This window comes from Bacillus sp. BR3(2024) (assembly GCF_039134555.1).
GTDB lineage: Bacteria > Bacillota > Bacilli > Bacillales > Bacillaceae_G > Bacillus_A > Bacillus_A cereus.
In genome coordinates, this window is sequence record NZ_CP152433.1 from 3,908,757 (window position 1) to 3,925,435 (window position 16,679).

Here is a 16,679-nt window from a genome sequence, read left to right on the forward strand (position 1 = left end):
CCTATTAACGGCATAAAAAAATCGAATAGACAATTATTCGTCTATTCGATCTTTCATCTGTTTTAATATTTTCTTTTCAAGTCTTGAAACTTGTACTTGCGAAATGCCTATGCGCTCGGCTACTTCTGACTGTGTTTGATCTTTATAGTAACGCAAGTATACAATTAAGCGCTCTCGTTCATCTAGTTCTCTAATCGCTTCTTTTAAAGCAATTTTATCGAACCATTTCGTTTCAGATTGATCTGCAATTTGATCTAAAATAGTGATTGGATCTCCATCGTTTTCATATACAGTTTCATGTATAGATGAAGGGGCCCGGCTCGCTTCTTGTGCTAGAACAACTTCCTCTGGCGTTAGTTCTAGTGCCTCTGCCACTTCATTAATCGTTGGAGCCCTTCCGAATTCTTTCGAAAGCTCATCTCTCATCTTTCGAATTTTGTTTCCTGTTTCTTTTAAAGACCTACTAACTTTCACTGATCCATCATCGCGTAAGAAACGTTGTATTTCACCAATAATCATTGGAACTGCATATGTTGAAAATTTCACGTCGAAAGATAAATCAAATTTATCTACCGATTTCAAGAGCCCAATACATCCAATTTGAAATAGGTCGTCTGGTTCGTATCCTCGATTAAGAAACCGCTGTACAACCGACCAAACGAGGCGCATATTACTTTGAACGATTGTATCTCTCGCTTGTTGATCTCCATCTTGACTTTTTTGAATTAACGCTTTTAGCTCGTGGTCCTTTAACTGAGGTTTCTTCTTCTCATTTTTGACCTCTATGTCCATAGGCTATTCTCCTTAATTGCATAGAGCGTTACTATTTGATAAGTATTTTGTCAAATGGATTGTTGTCCCGAAAGATTCGTTTGAAATAACTTCTACTTCATCCATAAAATTTTCCATGATAGTAAATCCCATTCCGGAACGCTCTAATTCAGGTTTAGTTGTAAAAAGGGGTTGTCTCGCTTCATCTAAGTTAAAGATTCCAATCCCTTCATCTCGAATCGTGAGTTTCACCATTGCTTCTTCCAAAATTACAGAAATATAAACAATACCTTCTGCATTTCCTTCGTATCCATGAATAATTGCATTTGTAACCGCTTCTGACACAACTGTTTTAATCTCCGTTAATTCTTCCATCGTTGGATCTAGTTGTGCAATGAAAGCCGCCACTGTAACGCGAGCGAATGATTCATTTTGACTTAATGCTGAAAATTGAAGGTTCATTTCATTTCTCATCTATGCCACCCCCAACGTCGCGAGCGCGTGCGCTTCACTTTCTTCTAAGCGAACGATTTTGAATAAGCCCGACATTTCAAATAAACGCTTAACAGGCGGTGAAATTGCACAAACAACCATTTCTCCACCTAATCCCTTTACGTGTTTATATCGGCCTAATATAACACCTAGACCAGAACTATCCATAAACGATAAGTTCTCTAGGCTCAAAACAATATGATGAACACCATGTGTCTCAATCATATCTGTTACTTTCGTTCGCAACTCTTCAGCCGTATGATGATCTAATTCACCCTCTAGTCTCACACATAGGACGTCACGTTTTACTTCTAATTGCATGGAAAGACTCACACGATTTCCTCCTTATGCTCAAACTTTACTTATTCACATACATAAAGATTTTCGTGATACAAAATAAGAATCCTTCCTGCTGACAAAAGAAGAACTATTTCGTCATAAAGTGAAACCTTTCAGCATTATTCACTTACATACGAATAGAAAAGCGGCAAAATATTTGCCGCTATTTTGATGTTGAAAACATCCCAAAACTTCTTTTAAATAACTCCCACCAGCTCGCTGCAGCAACATCTTCTTTTGCTACAATTGTTTGTTTTAATAAAACATCTTTATCTTTTTTAATAACAAGTGTACCAAGCGCGTCACCTTTTTTAATCGGTGCTTTTACTTTCTTTTCAGCAATTACTTCTTGTTTTACCTTGTCCATATTCTCGCCCTTCTTCATAAGAAGAGAAACATTATCTGACGCAACTAAATCTACTTTTTCTTTTTTCCCTTTTCCTACTTGAACTGTCTTAATTTTTTCGCCGCGCGTATACAATTTCTTTGTCATATATTGTCCAAATGCATAGTCAAGAAGCTTCGTCACTTGGTTGTTCCGTTCTTTTGATGTTGGTGCTCCCATGACAACTGAAATGACACGCATGCCATTTTTTTCAGCCGATGCTGTTAAACAATATTTCGCTTCTGTCGTAAAACCTGTTTTTACTCCATCTACGCCAGGATAAAAACGTACTAGTTTATTCGTATTAACGAGCCAAAACTTTTTATCCGTATCTTCACGTAAATAATCTTCGTACTTACCTGTGTATTTACGAATAAGTGGATACTTCATCAATTCTCTCGCCATTATAGCCATATCATTTGCTGTCGAATAATGGTCTTTGGCCGGAAGACCTGTTGGATTTTGAAAATGTGTATTTTTCAGCCCTAAATCTTTCGCCTTTTTGTTCATCATATTTACAAATCCTTCTTCTGAACCTGCGATGTGCTCGGCTACTGCAACAGATGCGTCATTTCCAGATGCAATTGCAATACCCTTTAACATCTCATTTACAGTCATCTCTTCCCCAGGTTCTAAAAAGATTTGCGATCCACCCATTGAAGCTGCATGTTCACTCGCTCTAACTTTATCGTTCAGTTTTAGTTTTCCTTTTTCAACTTGTTCCATAATTAAAAGCATTGTCATAATCTTTGTCATACTAGCAGGTGGTAATTTTTCATTTGGGTTTTTATCAAATAAAACTTTACCTGTATCTTGCTCAATTACGATTGCTGACGACGCTTGTTCCGCTAACTTCGGCGTTGTTTCTTCTGTTTTCTCCTGCTTCGTTTTTTCAGATTGCGCAAAACTCACTGAAGTTCCAGAAAGCAATAACATGAAACAAACAAGTATTCCAAAAACTCGCTTCATGACTAACCCTCCATTCTATATCAGACCTATTTTTTCCAATTCTCCTTTTTTTAATACCAATTTTTTCTATTATTTTCAGTTGACAAATACATTCGTCCCCTATATTGTATTAAGTGTATTACATATAGTAGTACACTTAATACATATGAGGAAGGAGACATTGCTCTTGCATATTCAACTTGACCCAAGAAGCAACACTCCGATATGGGAACAAATTGTTCAAAATATAAAAGAACTCGTATTGAAAAGCATGTTGGCTCCAAGTGATAAACTTCCTTCTGTACGCGAACTCGCTTCTTTACTCGTTATAAATCCAAATACAGTGAGTAAAGCGTATCAAGAGTTAGAGCGACAAGGAATTATTGAAACGTTACGAGGAAAAGGAACATTTGTATCCCAATCGATTACCCCAACATTAGACGAAAGGAAAATCGCTATGGTTGAAAAGCAATTTCATCAATTACTATTAGAAGCCTCTTATCTTGGTGTTACGAAAGATAAAATTCATGATTGGATAGATTCATACTATAAAGAGATTGGAGGAAATACGGATGCTGAAAGTGACAAGCTTGAAGAAAACAATTGATACTCAAACAATTTTAGACGATGTTTCTTTCACATTACAAAAAGGTAGTATCATCGGGTTACTTGGAAGAAACGGCGCGGGAAAAACAACTTTATTACGAACGATGGTCGGCATTTTAGACCCAGACGAGGGAACTGTTACATATGAGGATATCGACATTCATAAGAATCCTGAAACGAAACAAAAAATCGTATATGTTCCGGATTCTACTAACATACTGAACGGTTATACAGTAAAAGAAATCGTGAAGTTTTATAAAGCAGTTTATACAGCTTTTGATGAACCATATTTCTATGAACTACTAGAACATTTCAACTTACCAAATAAACGAATTCGTAGTTATTCAAAAGGAATGAAAGCACTGCTTGCCATCATTTTAGCTGTTGCTGCACAGGCAGAATATATTATTTTAGATGAACCAACAAACGGACTTGATCCTATCGTTAAAAGACAGATTTTACAGTTTCTCGTTGGAGAAGTTGCAGAAAAAGAAATTACCATTTTCATCTCTACCCATCATTTAGATGAAGTGGAACAAATTGCAGATACAATCATTATGTTAAAAGGACATACTGTAGCATCTATTACGTCACTAGACGATGCAAAATCACAATTTGCAAAAATACAAGTAGCTTACGAGCGTTCATTACCTCAAAAACTAGAAAACTTAAGCAATATTAAAATATTAAATCAAACAGGAAAAGTATATACAATCTTAATTGAAGGAAATGTGGCTACAACACTCGAGAAGTTTTATAAAGAACAACCACTGCTCATTGAAGAATTAACAATGTCACTTGAAGATGTCTTCGTTACGACACTGGAGGAGGATGGATATGTTTCATAAAGCGTTATGGATGTGGAATTGGAAGCGTGGGAAATATGCTGCGTTACTATTCTTCTTTAGTTCGCTTTATCTTCTATCTCTCGGATACTATAGAAGTGCTCAGATGGAACTCGATAAATATTACGAATTACAAGAAAAAGGGGAACAGTATTATTATTTTTATACCTTTTCTGCACGAGATGGTAATAGTTTTTTGTTAACTGTTCTTATCATTGCTTTAGCCTGCTTATTGATAGGATGGGAACGTAGCAACCAATCTAATACACTACTTATGACGATGCCATTTAAAAGAAAACATGTTTTCTTATCTAAATGGGCTTTCGGTTCCTTCTGTATTGTGAGCTCGTTACTTATAAATTGGATTATTATGTATGTTATTTATAGAACAACTATCCATTTTGATTATCAATCATTTAGTCCACTTCACCGATACTTTCTTTATGCGATAGTTTCTTATGTTGCAGTCTATACAGCTGCTCTATGTATCGGTACTTTTACTGGAAGTATTGTTTCACAGGTCATTTTTTGCATTCCATGGCTACTAATGGGCCTTACATTTATTCCACTAGTGTACACTTTTACACTAAACCATTTAGAGGCTACCGATACTAAAAATAATAAATTAGATCAACAACTATATGAAATCAATCAAAAAACAAATATAGTTGTACCAATATATCGCTTTTCTATTGATTATAACTATCAGCCAGATTCTCGGAAGAGGGACAACGATCCAACTACTTTAAGAAATCCAGCATCTCACGTATATTATTCAGCCAAATCAATGTTAGTCCCTATTTTCTATACAATATTTTATTTACTACTTGGGACATATTTATATGTGCGTTCACCAAATGAAAATAGTCAAAGGATATTTATTTTCCAAAAACATTTAAAAATATGTATATGGGGGACAACCATTTACTTTTCATTACTAGGTGGCTATAAAATCAATCAATTTTATTTCTTACCTAACTACTATATCGGTTTGTTTCTCGCTGGAATCATTACTTATGTTGTATTATCACGCCTAACAAATTATAAAGTTTTTTAAAGGAGAGATCCTATGTTTCAAAAAGCACTATGGCTAAGAACGTATCAACAAAGTAAATATGTTGTATGGTTATTTTGGCTCGTCAGCTTCTATAGTTTGTCATATAAATACTATATGACTTCTATTCAACAGCAACACTTTCTAAATGACAATAAAAAATGGAACTATGTATATCATTATCACTTTGATTTAACACTTTTAGATCCTATCATGCTGTTAGGTAGCATACTGACCATTCTAGCTTGTACGTTAATTGGATGGGAAAGACAAAATAACGCTAGCGACTTGTTATGGTCTATGCCCTTTAAACGTTCACACCTTTATATAACAAAGTGGTTGTTTGGAATCTGTAATATCGCCGCTGTTGTCATTTTAAACTGGGGGCTATTTGCTATTATGAAAAGGTTGACTTTTCATAATAAATATCAAGTATTTTCACCGTTTCATAGTTACTTTATATATATGTTAATTGTATTAATCGCTATTTATACACTTGCCTTATGTATAGGAACAATCGCTGGAAATGTGATATCGCAAGGATTTCTTACTGCAGCTATATTAATCTTCCCAGCGTTACTTCCATCTCTAATATCAGGAGTCATTGCTGTTCACTCGAGTGCCGACTTTCATGAGAACAATGGCATTATACATGATGTTATGGAAAACATACGTATTTCTAGTCCAGCAGAAGATTTTACTATTAACTTTAATTATGATCCACAAAGCGCTTATACTGATCAAAATGGAGTACGTCATAACGAACCAAACTTTACAAAGATTCCGCCGGTAAAAACATTGATTGCACCTATTGCACATATACTTATTTTATTACCACTCGGTATTTATTTATATGCCCGTTCAATCAATGAGCGAAATGGTAACTATCTATTATATCCAAAGTTACAAAAGTTAGTAATGGCATGCACTATTTTCTTTGGTGGGATCGTTGGAGGTTTAATACTAAGTCGCGCGCACTCATTGTCAAGCTTTTACATCGGATTTTTAATAACTAGTTTCATTACGTATTTCTTCCTACCTAAAATATTAAAATGGAAAGTCTCTTGGAATTTCAAATAAAATAACCTCCTCTCGATGAGGAGGTTATTTCACATTCTCTCTCCTATCCCCATACACCATCTCTTCTTTCATTCCAAATCCATCACCATTTTGCACAATTTGCTCTGTCGGGGCAACTACACTTTCGGCAATTTTCCATTCCCCACGCTCTTTTACGAACACTTGTAGAAAATAGTTCATGCCATCTAATTGATATGCATTTTCTTTTTTCACATTATAGTGAATCGCAATGTAGTACACTTGAATGTTTTCTTTCCCTATTTTTGATACGTATTGCGATAGTCTCGGTATATAAAGTGCTGCTTTCTGAAAAGATAGTTGCTTCGCTTTAACAAGCGATGAACTTGTTACATTACGTAATGTGTCCCGATTACGAATATTATCGCTATGGTGGAATAATACTGCGTTTTGCATAGGACGAACCCATAATTTTGAATATAAGACTGTATTATCATTTTCAATGTACTTCACTTCTTTTCGCACTACTTGGATAGGCGTATCTGCGTACGTGAATGTTTGAAAACAGAAAAAACCACCAAATAAAATGGTAAGTGCAGCAATATATTTCATAATCTTTCCTCCGATCTTTTAATTAAAGTATCGGAGTTTCAAAATATTTTTATTCAAAAGAAAAAGGATAGGAATGCTTTCGCTTCCTATCCTCATTTATTATAATACGCGGCCAAATAGTTCTAAGACCATTTCTATTTCTTGGTCGCTCCAACCTTTAAATCTCTCTTTATAATATTCTTTACGCACAGCTTCAAGTTTTTCAGTTACTTCTCTTCCGTGCTCTGTAATTTCTAAGTACACGATTCGACGATCTGAATTAGAACGTTTTCTTTCTACTAATCCTTTTCGTACGAGACGATCTGTAACAGCTGTAATATGACTGGAGGTTACGTTTACTTCACTCGCAATTTGCGAAGCCATCTGTGGACTGTTTAAAAATAACGCACGTAATACAGAAAATTCATTATATGGCATATGTTCTGCAAAACGTGTATTAATATCATTTTGTAATAAACGTATCATTTTTCGAAATGATGCAGATAAATCTAAAATCAGCGTTTCTCTTTTTTCGTTCAATAGCCTCGTCCCTTTTTTATCATATTTACACATATTATAATCTATAAATACCTATGTTGTATATGCTTTCTTTCCTCAACATTCTCATTTATGTAACTTTTTTCATATAAATTTCTTTTTTGTTCACACATATACATATAAAAAGGATGGTGATGGAAAATGCAGGGTGGAATGAATCCTTATTTACACAACGTACGCACTGCTAATACTGGTAAAGAAGCTACTATTACTGTACAAGGAGAAGGTGTTGTAAAAGCAAAACCGAATGTTGTTATATTAACACTCGGCATTCGAACAGATGATAAAAATGTAAAACAGGCTCAAGAAGAAAATGCAGTGCAATCCAAACAATTGCTGGATGCACTTAAACAGCTTGGTATTGCCGATAAAGATATAGAGACGATTTCTTATACAATTACTCCTCAATACGAATATGTAAATGATAAAGCATTGCTGCAAGGATACCGTGTAGAGCATTTGTATGAAATTACCGTTTTAAATGTACAAAAAGCTGGGGAAGTATATGATATAGCCGTTTCAAATGGTGCAAATGTAGCAAAAGGTTTACGTTTCCGAGTATCTCATCCAAATAAATATTATGAGCAAGCTCTCATTCAAGCTCTGCACCAAGCAGTAGAAAAAGCTCGTGCTATTGCGAGTACATATAATTTAAATATTAATCCTGTTCCCCTCTCATTCGTTGAAGAATCTGCCCAATTACCAAGGGAGGTTACGTCTTATGCTACTTTACATGCGCAAGCAGCTCCACCCATTCAATCGGGAGAGTTAGAAATTATTTCAACAATACGGGCAATTTTTACGTATTTATAAATAATTTCATTTATAAGTAAACGTTATCATTTTCCTTGTTGTAAAAACATGATGTTCTGATATAATAAAGGACGGTGAGCTCTTACGAAAGAGATATCACGGGTGGGAGAGGGATATGAAAAAGAAGGTTTAACATGAAAGGAATACTTGAAAGAACATTTAAATTAGGTTTACACGAAACATCACCAAAACAAGAAGTTTTAGCTGGAGTTACGTCATTTTTCACGATCGTATATATTATGATTGTAAATGCATCAATTTTATCCGATGCTGGCATTCCTCTTGAAGCTGGAATTTTAGCAACTGTTTTCAGTTCATTTGTCGGATGTCTACTCATGGCATTTTGGGCAAATGCACCTGCTATTCTTGTCCCTGGTATGGGTGTAAATGCATTCTTCACGTACACAGCTGTGCATACGCTTGGACTAACTTGGCAAGAAGCATTGGCTGCTGTCTTTATCTCTGGTATTATTTTTGCAATTGCCGCTTTTACACCAATCGCTCGCGTGCTATCAGTATCAATTCCAAAGTCATTAAAGGAAGCAATTACTGTCGGCATCGGATTATTTTTAGCGTTTATCGGATTGCAAAAAGGTGGCTTAGTCGTTTCGAACCCAAATACTGCTGTTGCAATGGGTAAATTAAGTAACCCTGTCGTTCTTGCGACCGTGCTTACTCTTATCGTTGCACTTGTACTATTTATTCGTAACGTACGTGGAAACTTTTTATGGACGATTGCAATAGGAACTGGTATTGCATGGCTATTTGGCCTTGTTGATACAAGTCAAATCGGAAATAGTTCATTCTCATTCGCTAATTACGGCGATGTGTTTGGAGCTATGTCATTTGGCAAACTTTCTTCCTTACCGTTTTGGATTGCAACATTCTCCTTAAGCATGGTGCTTATTTTTGAGAACATGGGACTTCTGCACGGTTTATTAGAAGATGACCGTAAATTCCCACGTGCTTACCAAGCCAATGCAATTTCAGCAATGACATGTGGTCTATTTGGCACAAGCCCTACCGTATCAACAGTAGAGAGTGCCGCAGGTATTACTGCAGGCGGAAAGACAGGTCTGACGTCTATCGTTACGGGGTTGTTATTCTTTGCATCATTGTTTGCACTTCCGTTTGTCAAACTAATTCCTGATAGTGCCATTGCACCAATCTTAATTATTATTGGCGGCCTGATGATTACAAGCATTCAGCAAATTCCTCTGAACGATTTTTCAGAAGGATTTCCAGCGTTCTTAATTATTGTCATGATCCCGCTCACATATAGTATCGCTGATGGCATTGCGTTCGGATTTATTGCTTACCCTATCTTAAAAGTTGCTCTTGGAAAGCGTAAAGAAGTCGCACCATCTATGTATATCATTACATGCTTATTCTTAGCTATGTTTGTATTACATGCTATTGGTTGAAAAAAAACACCGAGGAAATCCTCGGTGTTTTTTTACTTAAACCATCCTTTTTTATAAAACCAGGCCATCATTCCGCCGCCAATTAATGCCATTAGAAGAAGACAAATAAAATAACTATATTGTCCACCAAGCTCTGGCATATGCGTAAAGTTCATTCCATATACTCCCGCAATAAATGTTAATGGCATGAAAATAGTCGAGAATACAGTTAATGTTTTCATAATGTTATTCATATGATGTGAGTTTAATGAAAAATAACTATCCCGAATATCCGCCGTTAACTCTCGACTTGCCTCAATCATTTCCGTAAGTTTAAGTAAATGATCATGTATATCTTTAAAATAAATCTCATGATCACTTATACCGTAAAAACGAGTGGAATTCAAAATACGATACAATAAATCACGCATTGGAATAATTGTACGTCTTAACTTAGATAAATCTGCCCTAATATCAAATACTTCTTCTAGTACGGCTCCTGCTGTCTCACCTGTTAAATTATCATCAATCGCATTTAAATGATCTTCAATGTAATATACAGGTGCGAAATAATCATCTACAATTTGATCAGTGATCGTATGTGCTACATGTAAAGGTCCTTTCTTAATCCGCCTCTTCTCACCAAGTGTTTTCCATACTCTTTCAATTGCATTATTATGAGAAAAATGGAAAGAAACAATATAGCGATCACTAACAAACAAATCAATTTCATGTGGTTCTAGCCCATCTTCTCCAAACGCGTGAAGAACTAAAAAGTTATATCCATCATAAAAATCAACTTTTGGCCTCTGTACGTATTCTAGACAGTCTTCAATTGCAAGGGGATGGAACTTAAAATGGTCTTGCAGAATATATGTATACTCTTCTTTCGTTGGCTTATATAAATCTAGCCAATACCATACAATATGGTCTTTCTTTGTTTCTTCTAGAGAAACATCATATAATACTTCATCTGTTTTTGTTACTGCACAAATTCTAATCATAATTTCACCCATTATTATTATAAACAAAAAATAGTAAAAAAAGCCAAGGAGAAATCTCCTCAGCTTTTTTTATTACTTCGTTACGATACCGTGTACTAAAGTTGGTGCATCTACGTGTTCTTTAGAGATCTTCATGTTCTCATAAATTTTCGCTTTTACATCTTCAACATTTTCGCGGTTTGCGTAAATTGTAACGAGAGATTCACCTTGCTTCACGCTATCGCCTACTTTTTTGCGCAGCATTAGACCAACTGCTAAATCAATTTCAGACTCTTTCGTTGCACGTCCTGCTCCTAAAAGCATTGCTGCTGTTCCGATTTCGTCTGCAACGATTTCTGATACATATCCGTCTTCTTTCGCTTCCACTTCAATTTTAAATTGTGCTTGTGGCAATTTAGAAGGGTCATCAACAACAGATGCGTCACCGCCTTGCGCTGATAAGAACGTTTTAAATGATTCTAGCGCTTTTCCGTTGTTCATTACTTCAATTAGCTTTTCACGTGCATCTTCTAAAGATGAAGCTTGTCCAGCAAGGTACACCATTTGACTTCCAAGTGTTAAACATAGCTCTTCTAAATCTTTCGGCCCTTTACCTTGTAATGTATCAATTGCTTCTTGAACTTCTAATGCGTTACCGATAGCTTCACCGAGTGGTTGACTCATATCAGAAATAACTGCCATCGTATTACGACCAACGTTATTACCGATACGTACCATTGCTTCTGCTAAACGTTTTGCATCTTCATCCGTTTTCATAAATGCACCTGCTCCAGTTTTTACATCAAGAACAATTGCATCTGCACCAGCAGCAATTTTTTTACTCATAATCGAACTTGCAATAAGCGGAATTGAGTTTACTGTTGCTGTTACATCACGAAGTGCATATAGCTTTTTATCAGCAGGTGTTAAGTTACCACTTTGGCCGATAACAGCGATTTTGTTTTCATTTACAAGACGCATGAATTCATCGTTTTCAATTTCCACATGGAATCCTGGAACTGCTTCTAATTTATCAATTGTACCACCAGTATGTCCTAAACCGCGTCCAGACATTTTCGCTACTGGTACATCTAAAGCAGCTACTAATGGACCTAATACAAGTGTCGTTGTATCACCAACACCACCTGTTGAATGCTTATCTACTTTTACACCTTCAATAGCCGATAAGTCGATTGTATCACCGCTATTTACCATTGCCATCGTTAAATCAGCACGCTCTTGATCGTTCATATCTTGGAAGAAAATTGCCATTGCAAGTGAACTTACTTGATAATCAGGAATATCACCATTCGTATATCCTTCAACAATAAAGTTAATTTCTTCTGTCGTTAATGCATGTCCGTCACGTTTTTTTGCAATTAGGTCCACCATTCTCATTGTGAAGTCACCCCTTCATTTGTTTTACGATTGCTTTTACTAATGCTAAGAAGTTAGCTTTAACACGTTCTGTCGTTTCAATTACTTCATCGTGGTGAAGTGGTTGATCTAAAATACCAGCTGCCATATTTGAAATACAAGAAATACCTAATACTTTCATACCAGCGTGACGCGCTACAATTACTTCAGGTACTGTTGACATACCAACTGCATCTCCGCCAAGTGTACGAAGCATACGAATTTCAGCAGGTGTTTCATATACAGGACCTGTCATTCCTACGTATACACCTTCTTGTACTTTAATATTTAAGTCTGCTGCAACTTGTTTCGCCATTTCGCGAAGTTCTACTGTATATGATGTAGACATATCAGGGAAACGTACGCCCATTTCAGAATCATTCGGTCCGATTAATGGATTCGTACCCATGAAGTTAATGTGGTCTGAAATTAACATAAGATCGCCTGGCTCAAATGATGTATTTACACCACCAGCTGCGTTTGTTACAACTACTGTTTCTACACCTAGTTCTTTCATAACACGAACTGGGAATGTTACTTTTTGCATGTCGTATCCTTCATAGAAGTGGAAACGTCCTTGCATTGCTACTACTGTTACACCTTGAAGTGTACCAAATACTAGTTGACCTGCATGGCCTTCTACAGTTGATACTGGGAATTCAGGGATTTCACTGTAAGGTACTGTTACTGCATTCTCAATTTCGTCTGCTAATACACCTAGTCCTGATCCAAGGATTAGTCCTACTTGTGGTGTCTCTTGAAATTTCTCTTTTAAGTATGAAGCTGATTTTGTAATAAGTTCACGATTCATTTGTTTATCCCCCTATTTCTTTAGCTCGTTTAAGAAGCTTGTTCCGTATTCTGGCATTTTCACACCGAAGTTTTCTGCTACTGTTGCACCAATATCAGCAAATGTTTGACGAAGTGGTAACTCTTGTCCGCCTTCTTTCATGCTTGGGCTATATGCTAATAATGGTACATATTCACGTGTATGGTCAGTACCAGGGTGAATTGGATCATTACCGTGGTCTGCTGTAATTAATAATAGATCATCTTCTTTTAGTTTTGCGAATACTTCTGGAAGACGTGCATCATATTCTTGCAGAGCTTCTCCGTATCCTTGTGGATCACGGCGGTGGCCGAATAATGCATCAAAGTCAACTAAGTTTAAGAAGCTAAGACCTGTAAAGTCCATATTTAATGTATCTACAAGCTTATCCATTCCATCCATGTTAGACTTCGTACGAAGTGATTCAGTTACCCCTTCACCATCATAAATATCAGAGATTTTACCAATAGCAATTACATCGTAGTCACTATCTTTTAATTCGTTCATTACTGTACGGCCGAATGGTTTTAATGCATAGTCATGACGATTTGGTGTACGTGTAAAGTTTCCAGGTTCACCAACGAATGGACGAGCAATAACACGACCTACCATGTATTTCTCATCTAATGTTAATTCACGTGCAATTTTACAGATTTTATATAACTCATCAAGTGGCACTACTTCTTCGTGTGCTGCAATTTGCAATACGCTATCAGCAGAAGTATAAACGATTAAAGAGCCTGTTTCCATTTGCTCTTGACCAAGTTCATCAAGAATCTCAGTTCCAGAAGCTGGCTTATTACCGATAATTTTACGGCCTGTTTTTTCTTCTAATTCATCAAGTAATTCTTTCGGGAATCCTTCTGGGAACACTTGGAATGGTGTATCAATGTAAAGGCCCATGATTTCCCAGTGACCTGTCATTGTATCTTTACCAGTAGATTTCTCTTGCATTTTTGTGTAATATCCAAGTGGTTTCTCTACTTTAGAGATACCTTTCATTTCTCGAATGTTACCAAGACCTAATTTCACCATGTTAGGCATTTGTAACCCATTCATATGTTCAGCAATGTGACCAATTGTGTCAGATCCTAGATCACCAAATTGCTCAGCATCTGGTGCTTCACCGATTCCCACAGAGTCCATTACGACTAGGAATATACGTTTATATTTATTCATAACTGCGACCTCCTATAAGTTCAGTTCTACTTCTTGTAGTATGTTCAAAACGCTATAAAGTGAAACTGTTATCCAAAAGAATTCTCATTGTCAAACAGTACTTCTTTAAATCATTTTCTAACCTATTTCGTTTACTTGAAACGATTCAAAAACATTTCTAGTTTTTTCTAAGTCAGATGTCAGACATCTGATACTGATATCATAACATGTTTACGCTTTCTTTTTAATACATTTTCGTAGAATTTCTCATTTTCTTCACACTTCTATTGTAATCCATTCTGCAACGAAGTGCTAATTTTTTTATGATTTATTTCTTCATATTAAAAATAAAAAGTAGCTCTAAAGAGCTACTTTTTATTTTACTTCTATTGTTTCTTCTTTATGTTCATGCAATTCGCCTTTTCTTACATGTACTTTCACTTTGTAAGCACCGTTCTCTTTGAAAGTATGTTTCGTTTCATACTCTCCTTTATTCCCTTCTTTCGCTGGAATAAATTCGTGTTTTTCAACACCATCTTTCCAAATCTCTAGTTGTACTTCAGCACCAGTTAATGCTTCTTCTTTTTGCTTTAAATGAACTTTCATTGTAGATTCAGCATTTGCCTTTATGTCTCCAGCCATAAGATGGATCATTGTGTCACTTTTATGATCTCCATGTCCTGCACTGTGATCACTATTTTCTTTTTTCGCATCTTCTACTTTCGCATTTCCTACAGCAACTTTCACTTCTGGCATAACGTGCATTTCACGTGCATTTGTGTGAGCAATAATATGGTATACTCCATCCGTTTCGAATGTTTTCTCTACTGCATAAACACCTTTTCCTTTATGCTTACCATCTAACATCTCGTGCTTTTCGTCGCCATCTTTCCAAATTTCAAACTTTACATCATCGGCATCCGTTACTTTTTCTTTCCCTTGTGTAACAAGTGCTTGTACTTCTGTTTTTTCACCTGGTTTAATTTCTTTCGGATTTGTTTGGACTGCTACTTTTACAGCTTCAAGTTTCTGTTCTTTTTTCGGTTCTTCTTTGTTTGTATTACAGCCAACCAACGCTAGCATCGCGATAAATAAAGTTATAATCAGTTTTTTCATCATCATTTCCTCCTTTATACTTTATTTAGTATAGAGGAAATACATTGTAATATTCCAGTCTTCTGCTGAAAACAATATACGAAATGTTTGTGAAGTTTCTGTGAAGCGGTCTTCCCCTCTTAATCTATGAAAAAAAGAGCATAGTAACTATGCTCTCGGATGAAACTGTTTATATACATCTTTTAATCTAGTTTTTGAAACGTGCGTATAGATTTGCGTAGTTGAAATATCTGCATGTCCAAGCATTTCTTGTACAGCACGTAAATCTGCTCCATTTTCTAATAAGTGCGTAGCAAACGAGTGACGCAACGTATGAGGTGTAAGTTCTTTTTCAATATTTGCCTCTTTCGCTAATCGTTTTAATATTTTCCAAAATCCTTGTCTTGATAATCGATTACCATGATGGTTTAAAAAGAGTGCATCCACTACTTTTTTCCCCATTAATTCTCTTCTTCCTTTTTCAATATACTTTTGAATCGCTTCCGTTGCTAAACTTCCTAGTGGAATAATTCTTTCTTTATTCCCTTTCCCTATGCAACGAACAAATCCCATCGTTAAATGTACATCTTCTAAATTGAGTGCAATCAATTCTGAAACACGAAGTCCTGTCGCATACAGTAACTCTAGCATCGCCTTATCACGAATACCAAAAGCACTTGTCATTTTTGGTGTTTGAAGTAACGCCTCTACTTCATCAACTGATAATACCTTTGGTAATTTCCGTTCCCCTTGTGGCGTTTCAATATGTACGGATGGATCGTGTTCTACCGCTCGTTCACGAAGTAAAAATTGGTGGAACGAACGAATTGATGCGATATGACGCGCCAATGTTTTCGAAGATTTTCCGTTCTCTTTTAAATACTGCAAAAAGTTAACAATGTGTAAACGGGTCACTTCATGAAAAGTTTTCGTCTGTTCCACATTTTGCAAATACTTTACGTAGCTTTTTAGATCCCGTTCATAAGATACTACTGTATTCTTTGCTAATCCTTTTTCGACAACCATATAATGAATAAAATCTTTTAATTGATCTTCCACTCTACACTACTCCCCATTTTCATAGAAAAACATCATTCTATTTACGAAAGCATCCTTTGCCGGTTCTTCATTCCCTGATACTTTTTCTACAGTCTCTTCTTTAGGTTTTTCATAACGATGATAGCTTTCATATTCTTCATTTATCCATAGTATAGCGAAATAAAACAAAATCGTACAACTTGTAAATAATAAAAATACTTTTATTCCATCAAAAGTTAATTTTAAAGCTCGGCGCATTGTAAATTCCTCCAAAATATAAGTTATTACAACATATGCCAAGCTTTCACCAATTTATA

At 35.9% G+C, this 16,679-nt stretch carries 19 protein-coding genes; 6 read left to right on the forward strand and 13 right to left on the reverse strand.

The features are described 5' to 3' along the window. Positions 1-33: 33 nt before the first annotated feature. From sigF to dacF, 4 genes are all read right to left on the reverse strand, one after another. Complete coding sequence (gene sigF, locus V7S45_RS19970; RefSeq protein WP_000350729.1) at positions 34-792, reverse strand: RNA polymerase sporulation sigma factor SigF; 759 nt, start codon at positions 790-792, stop codon at positions 34-36. A 12-nt stretch (positions 793-804) separates the two neighbouring features. After that, positions 805-1,245 (reverse strand): anti-sigma F factor, encoded by a 441-nt coding sequence (spoIIAB, locus tag V7S45_RS19975; protein ID WP_001243398.1) that lies wholly within the window; start codon positions 1,243-1,245, stop codon positions 805-807. Beyond that, positions 1,246-1,596, reverse strand: a complete 351-nt coding sequence (spoIIAA, locus tag V7S45_RS19980) for an anti-sigma F factor antagonist (RefSeq protein WP_000059135.1) — start codon at positions 1,594-1,596, stop codon at positions 1,246-1,248. Positions 1,597-1,765: 169 nt separating this feature from the next. Next, entirely contained in the window at positions 1,766-2,956 is a 1,191-nt protein-coding gene (dacF, locus tag V7S45_RS19985) for a serine-type D-Ala-D-Ala carboxypeptidase DacF (protein ID WP_089607611.1), read from the reverse strand. Between the two features lie 166 nt (positions 2,957-3,122). On the opposite strand from dacF, the gene V7S45_RS19990 reads away from it, so the two are divergent. The 4 genes from V7S45_RS19990 to V7S45_RS20005 are packed head-to-tail and all read left to right on the forward strand — an operon-like array spanning position 3,123 to position 6,520. Beyond that, on the forward strand, positions 3,123-3,542 hold the full coding sequence (locus V7S45_RS19990) for a GntR family transcriptional regulator (protein WP_000548045.1): 420 nt from the start codon (positions 3,123-3,125) through the stop codon (positions 3,540-3,542). Continuing rightward, positions 3,508-4,389 carry an ABC transporter ATP-binding protein gene (locus V7S45_RS19995; protein ID WP_088343899.1) on the forward strand — a complete coding sequence of 294 codons (882 nt, stop codon included), beginning with the start codon at positions 3,508-3,510 and terminating at the stop codon, positions 4,387-4,389. The genes V7S45_RS19990 and V7S45_RS19995 overlap by 35 nt, the downstream gene beginning before the upstream one ends. Then, positions 4,379-5,443 carry an ABC transporter permease gene (locus V7S45_RS20000; RefSeq protein ID WP_342761462.1) on the forward strand — a complete coding sequence of 355 codons (1,065 nt, stop codon included), beginning with the start codon at positions 4,379-4,381 and terminating at the stop codon, positions 5,441-5,443. Before V7S45_RS19995 ends, V7S45_RS20000 begins: the two co-directional genes overlap by 11 nt. A 12-nt stretch (positions 5,444-5,455) precedes the next feature. Then, positions 5,456-6,520: an ABC transporter permease subunit gene (locus tag V7S45_RS20005; RefSeq protein WP_071741171.1), complete on the forward strand. Its 1,065-nt coding sequence runs from the start codon at positions 5,456-5,458 to the stop codon at positions 6,518-6,520. Positions 6,521-6,544: 24 nt separating this feature from the next. Here the strand turns inward: V7S45_RS20005 and V7S45_RS20010 are convergent, their stop codons facing one another. Both V7S45_RS20010 and V7S45_RS20015 read right to left on the reverse strand, forming a co-directional pair. Then, the gene (locus tag V7S45_RS20010; protein WP_071741170.1) at positions 6,545-7,090 is read right to left on the reverse strand and encodes a hypothetical protein; all 546 of its coding nucleotides are present in this window, start codon (positions 7,088-7,090) and stop codon (positions 6,545-6,547) included. 99 nt (positions 7,091-7,189) lie between these two features. Further along, positions 7,190-7,609 (reverse strand): MarR family transcriptional regulator, encoded by a 420-nt coding sequence (locus tag V7S45_RS20015; protein WP_001003307.1) that lies wholly within the window; start codon positions 7,607-7,609, stop codon positions 7,190-7,192. Between the two features lie 159 nt (positions 7,610-7,768). Between V7S45_RS20015 and V7S45_RS20020 the strand changes: the two genes are divergently transcribed. Together V7S45_RS20020 and V7S45_RS20025 are read left to right on the forward strand one after the other, a co-directional pair. After that, positions 7,769-8,440, forward strand: a complete 672-nt coding sequence (locus V7S45_RS20020) for an SIMPL domain-containing protein (protein WP_001161449.1) — start codon at positions 7,769-7,771, stop codon at positions 8,438-8,440. 134 nt (positions 8,441-8,574) lie between these two features. Further along, positions 8,575-9,864: an NCS2 family permease gene (locus V7S45_RS20025; RefSeq protein WP_000676248.1), complete on the forward strand. Its 1,290-nt coding sequence runs from the start codon at positions 8,575-8,577 to the stop codon at positions 9,862-9,864. A 32-nt stretch (positions 9,865-9,896) separates the two neighbouring features. Here the strand turns inward: V7S45_RS20025 and corA are convergent, their stop codons facing one another. The 7 genes from corA to V7S45_RS20060 all read right to left on the reverse strand — a co-directional run bounded on the left by corA (position 9,897) and on the right by V7S45_RS20060 (position 16,620). Further along, on the reverse strand, positions 9,897-10,859 hold the full coding sequence (gene corA, locus V7S45_RS20030; RefSeq protein ID WP_002026281.1) for a magnesium/cobalt transporter CorA: 963 nt from the start codon (positions 10,857-10,859) through the stop codon (positions 9,897-9,899). Positions 10,860-10,919: 60 nt separating this feature from the next. Beyond that, positions 10,920-12,224, reverse strand: a complete 1,305-nt coding sequence (locus V7S45_RS20035) for a pyrimidine-nucleoside phosphorylase (protein ID WP_001243069.1) — start codon at positions 12,222-12,224, stop codon at positions 10,920-10,922. A 7-nt stretch (positions 12,225-12,231) separates the two neighbouring features. After that, positions 12,232-13,053 carry a purine-nucleoside phosphorylase gene (locus tag V7S45_RS20040; protein ID WP_001078446.1) on the reverse strand — a complete coding sequence of 274 codons (822 nt, stop codon included), beginning with the start codon at positions 13,051-13,053 and terminating at the stop codon, positions 12,232-12,234. A gap of 12 nt (positions 13,054-13,065) precedes the next feature. Continuing rightward, positions 13,066-14,250, reverse strand: a complete 1,185-nt coding sequence (gene deoB / locus V7S45_RS20045; RefSeq protein ID WP_001046079.1) for a phosphopentomutase — start codon at positions 14,248-14,250, stop codon at positions 13,066-13,068. 354 nt (positions 14,251-14,604) lie between these two features. Next, complete coding sequence (locus tag V7S45_RS20050; protein WP_088343903.1) at positions 14,605-15,345, reverse strand: FixH family protein; 741 nt, start codon at positions 15,343-15,345, stop codon at positions 14,605-14,607. A gap of 147 nt (positions 15,346-15,492) precedes the next feature. Continuing rightward, a complete protein-coding gene (gene xerD / locus V7S45_RS20055; protein WP_000390088.1) occupies positions 15,493-16,383 on the reverse strand; it encodes a site-specific tyrosine recombinase XerD in 891 nt (296 codons plus the stop codon). Positions 16,384-16,389: 6 nt separating this feature from the next. After that, entirely contained in the window at positions 16,390-16,620 is a 231-nt protein-coding gene (locus tag V7S45_RS20060) for a YqzK family protein (protein WP_001250432.1), read from the reverse strand. Positions 16,621-16,679 lie beyond the last annotated feature (59 nt).

Bases quoted from the DNA above. Each gene is read 5' to 3' on its own strand.
- spoIIAB (WP_001243398.1), bottom strand. From the start codon at position 1,245: ATGAGAAATGAAATGAACCTTCAATTTTCAGCATTAAGTCAAAATGAA.
- V7S45_RS19995 (WP_088343899.1), top strand. From the start codon at position 3,508: ATGCTGAAAGTGACAAGCTTGAAGAAAACAATTGATACTCAAACAATT.
- deoB (WP_001046079.1), bottom strand. From the start codon at position 14,250: ATGAATAAATATAAACGTATATTCCTAGTCGTAATGGACTCTGTGGGA.
- V7S45_RS20020 (WP_001161449.1), top strand. From the start codon at position 7,769: ATGCAGGGTGGAATGAATCCTTATTTACACAACGTACGCACTGCTAAT.
- dacF (WP_089607611.1), bottom strand. From the start codon at position 2,956: ATGAAGCGAGTTTTTGGAATACTTGTTTGTTTCATGTTATTGCTTTCT.
- V7S45_RS20040 (WP_001078446.1), bottom strand. From the start codon at position 13,053: ATGAATCGTGAACTTATTACAAAATCAGCTTCATACTTAAAAGAGAAA.
- V7S45_RS20000 (WP_342761462.1), top strand. From the start codon at position 4,379: ATGTTTCATAAAGCGTTATGGATGTGGAATTGGAAGCGTGGGAAATAT.
- V7S45_RS20035 (WP_001243069.1), bottom strand. From the start codon at position 12,224: ATGAGAATGGTGGACCTAATTGCAAAAAAACGTGACGGACATGCATTA.
- corA (WP_002026281.1), bottom strand. From the start codon at position 10,859: ATGGGTGAAATTATGATTAGAATTTGTGCAGTAACAAAAACAGATGAA.
- sigF (WP_000350729.1), bottom strand. From the start codon at position 792: ATGGACATAGAGGTCAAAAATGAGAAGAAGAAACCTCAGTTAAAGGAC.
- V7S45_RS20050 (WP_088343903.1), bottom strand. From the start codon at position 15,345: ATGAAAAAACTGATTATAACTTTATTTATCGCGATGCTAGCGTTGGTT.
- V7S45_RS20010 (WP_071741170.1), bottom strand. From the start codon at position 7,090: ATGAAATATATTGCTGCACTTACCATTTTATTTGGTGGTTTTTTCTGT.
- V7S45_RS20025 (WP_000676248.1), top strand. From the start codon at position 8,575: ATGAAAGGAATACTTGAAAGAACATTTAAATTAGGTTTACACGAAACA.
- V7S45_RS20060 (WP_001250432.1), bottom strand. From the start codon at position 16,620: ATGCGCCGAGCTTTAAAATTAACTTTTGATGGAATAAAAGTATTTTTA.
- V7S45_RS20005 (WP_071741171.1), top strand. From the start codon at position 5,456: ATGTTTCAAAAAGCACTATGGCTAAGAACGTATCAACAAAGTAAATAT.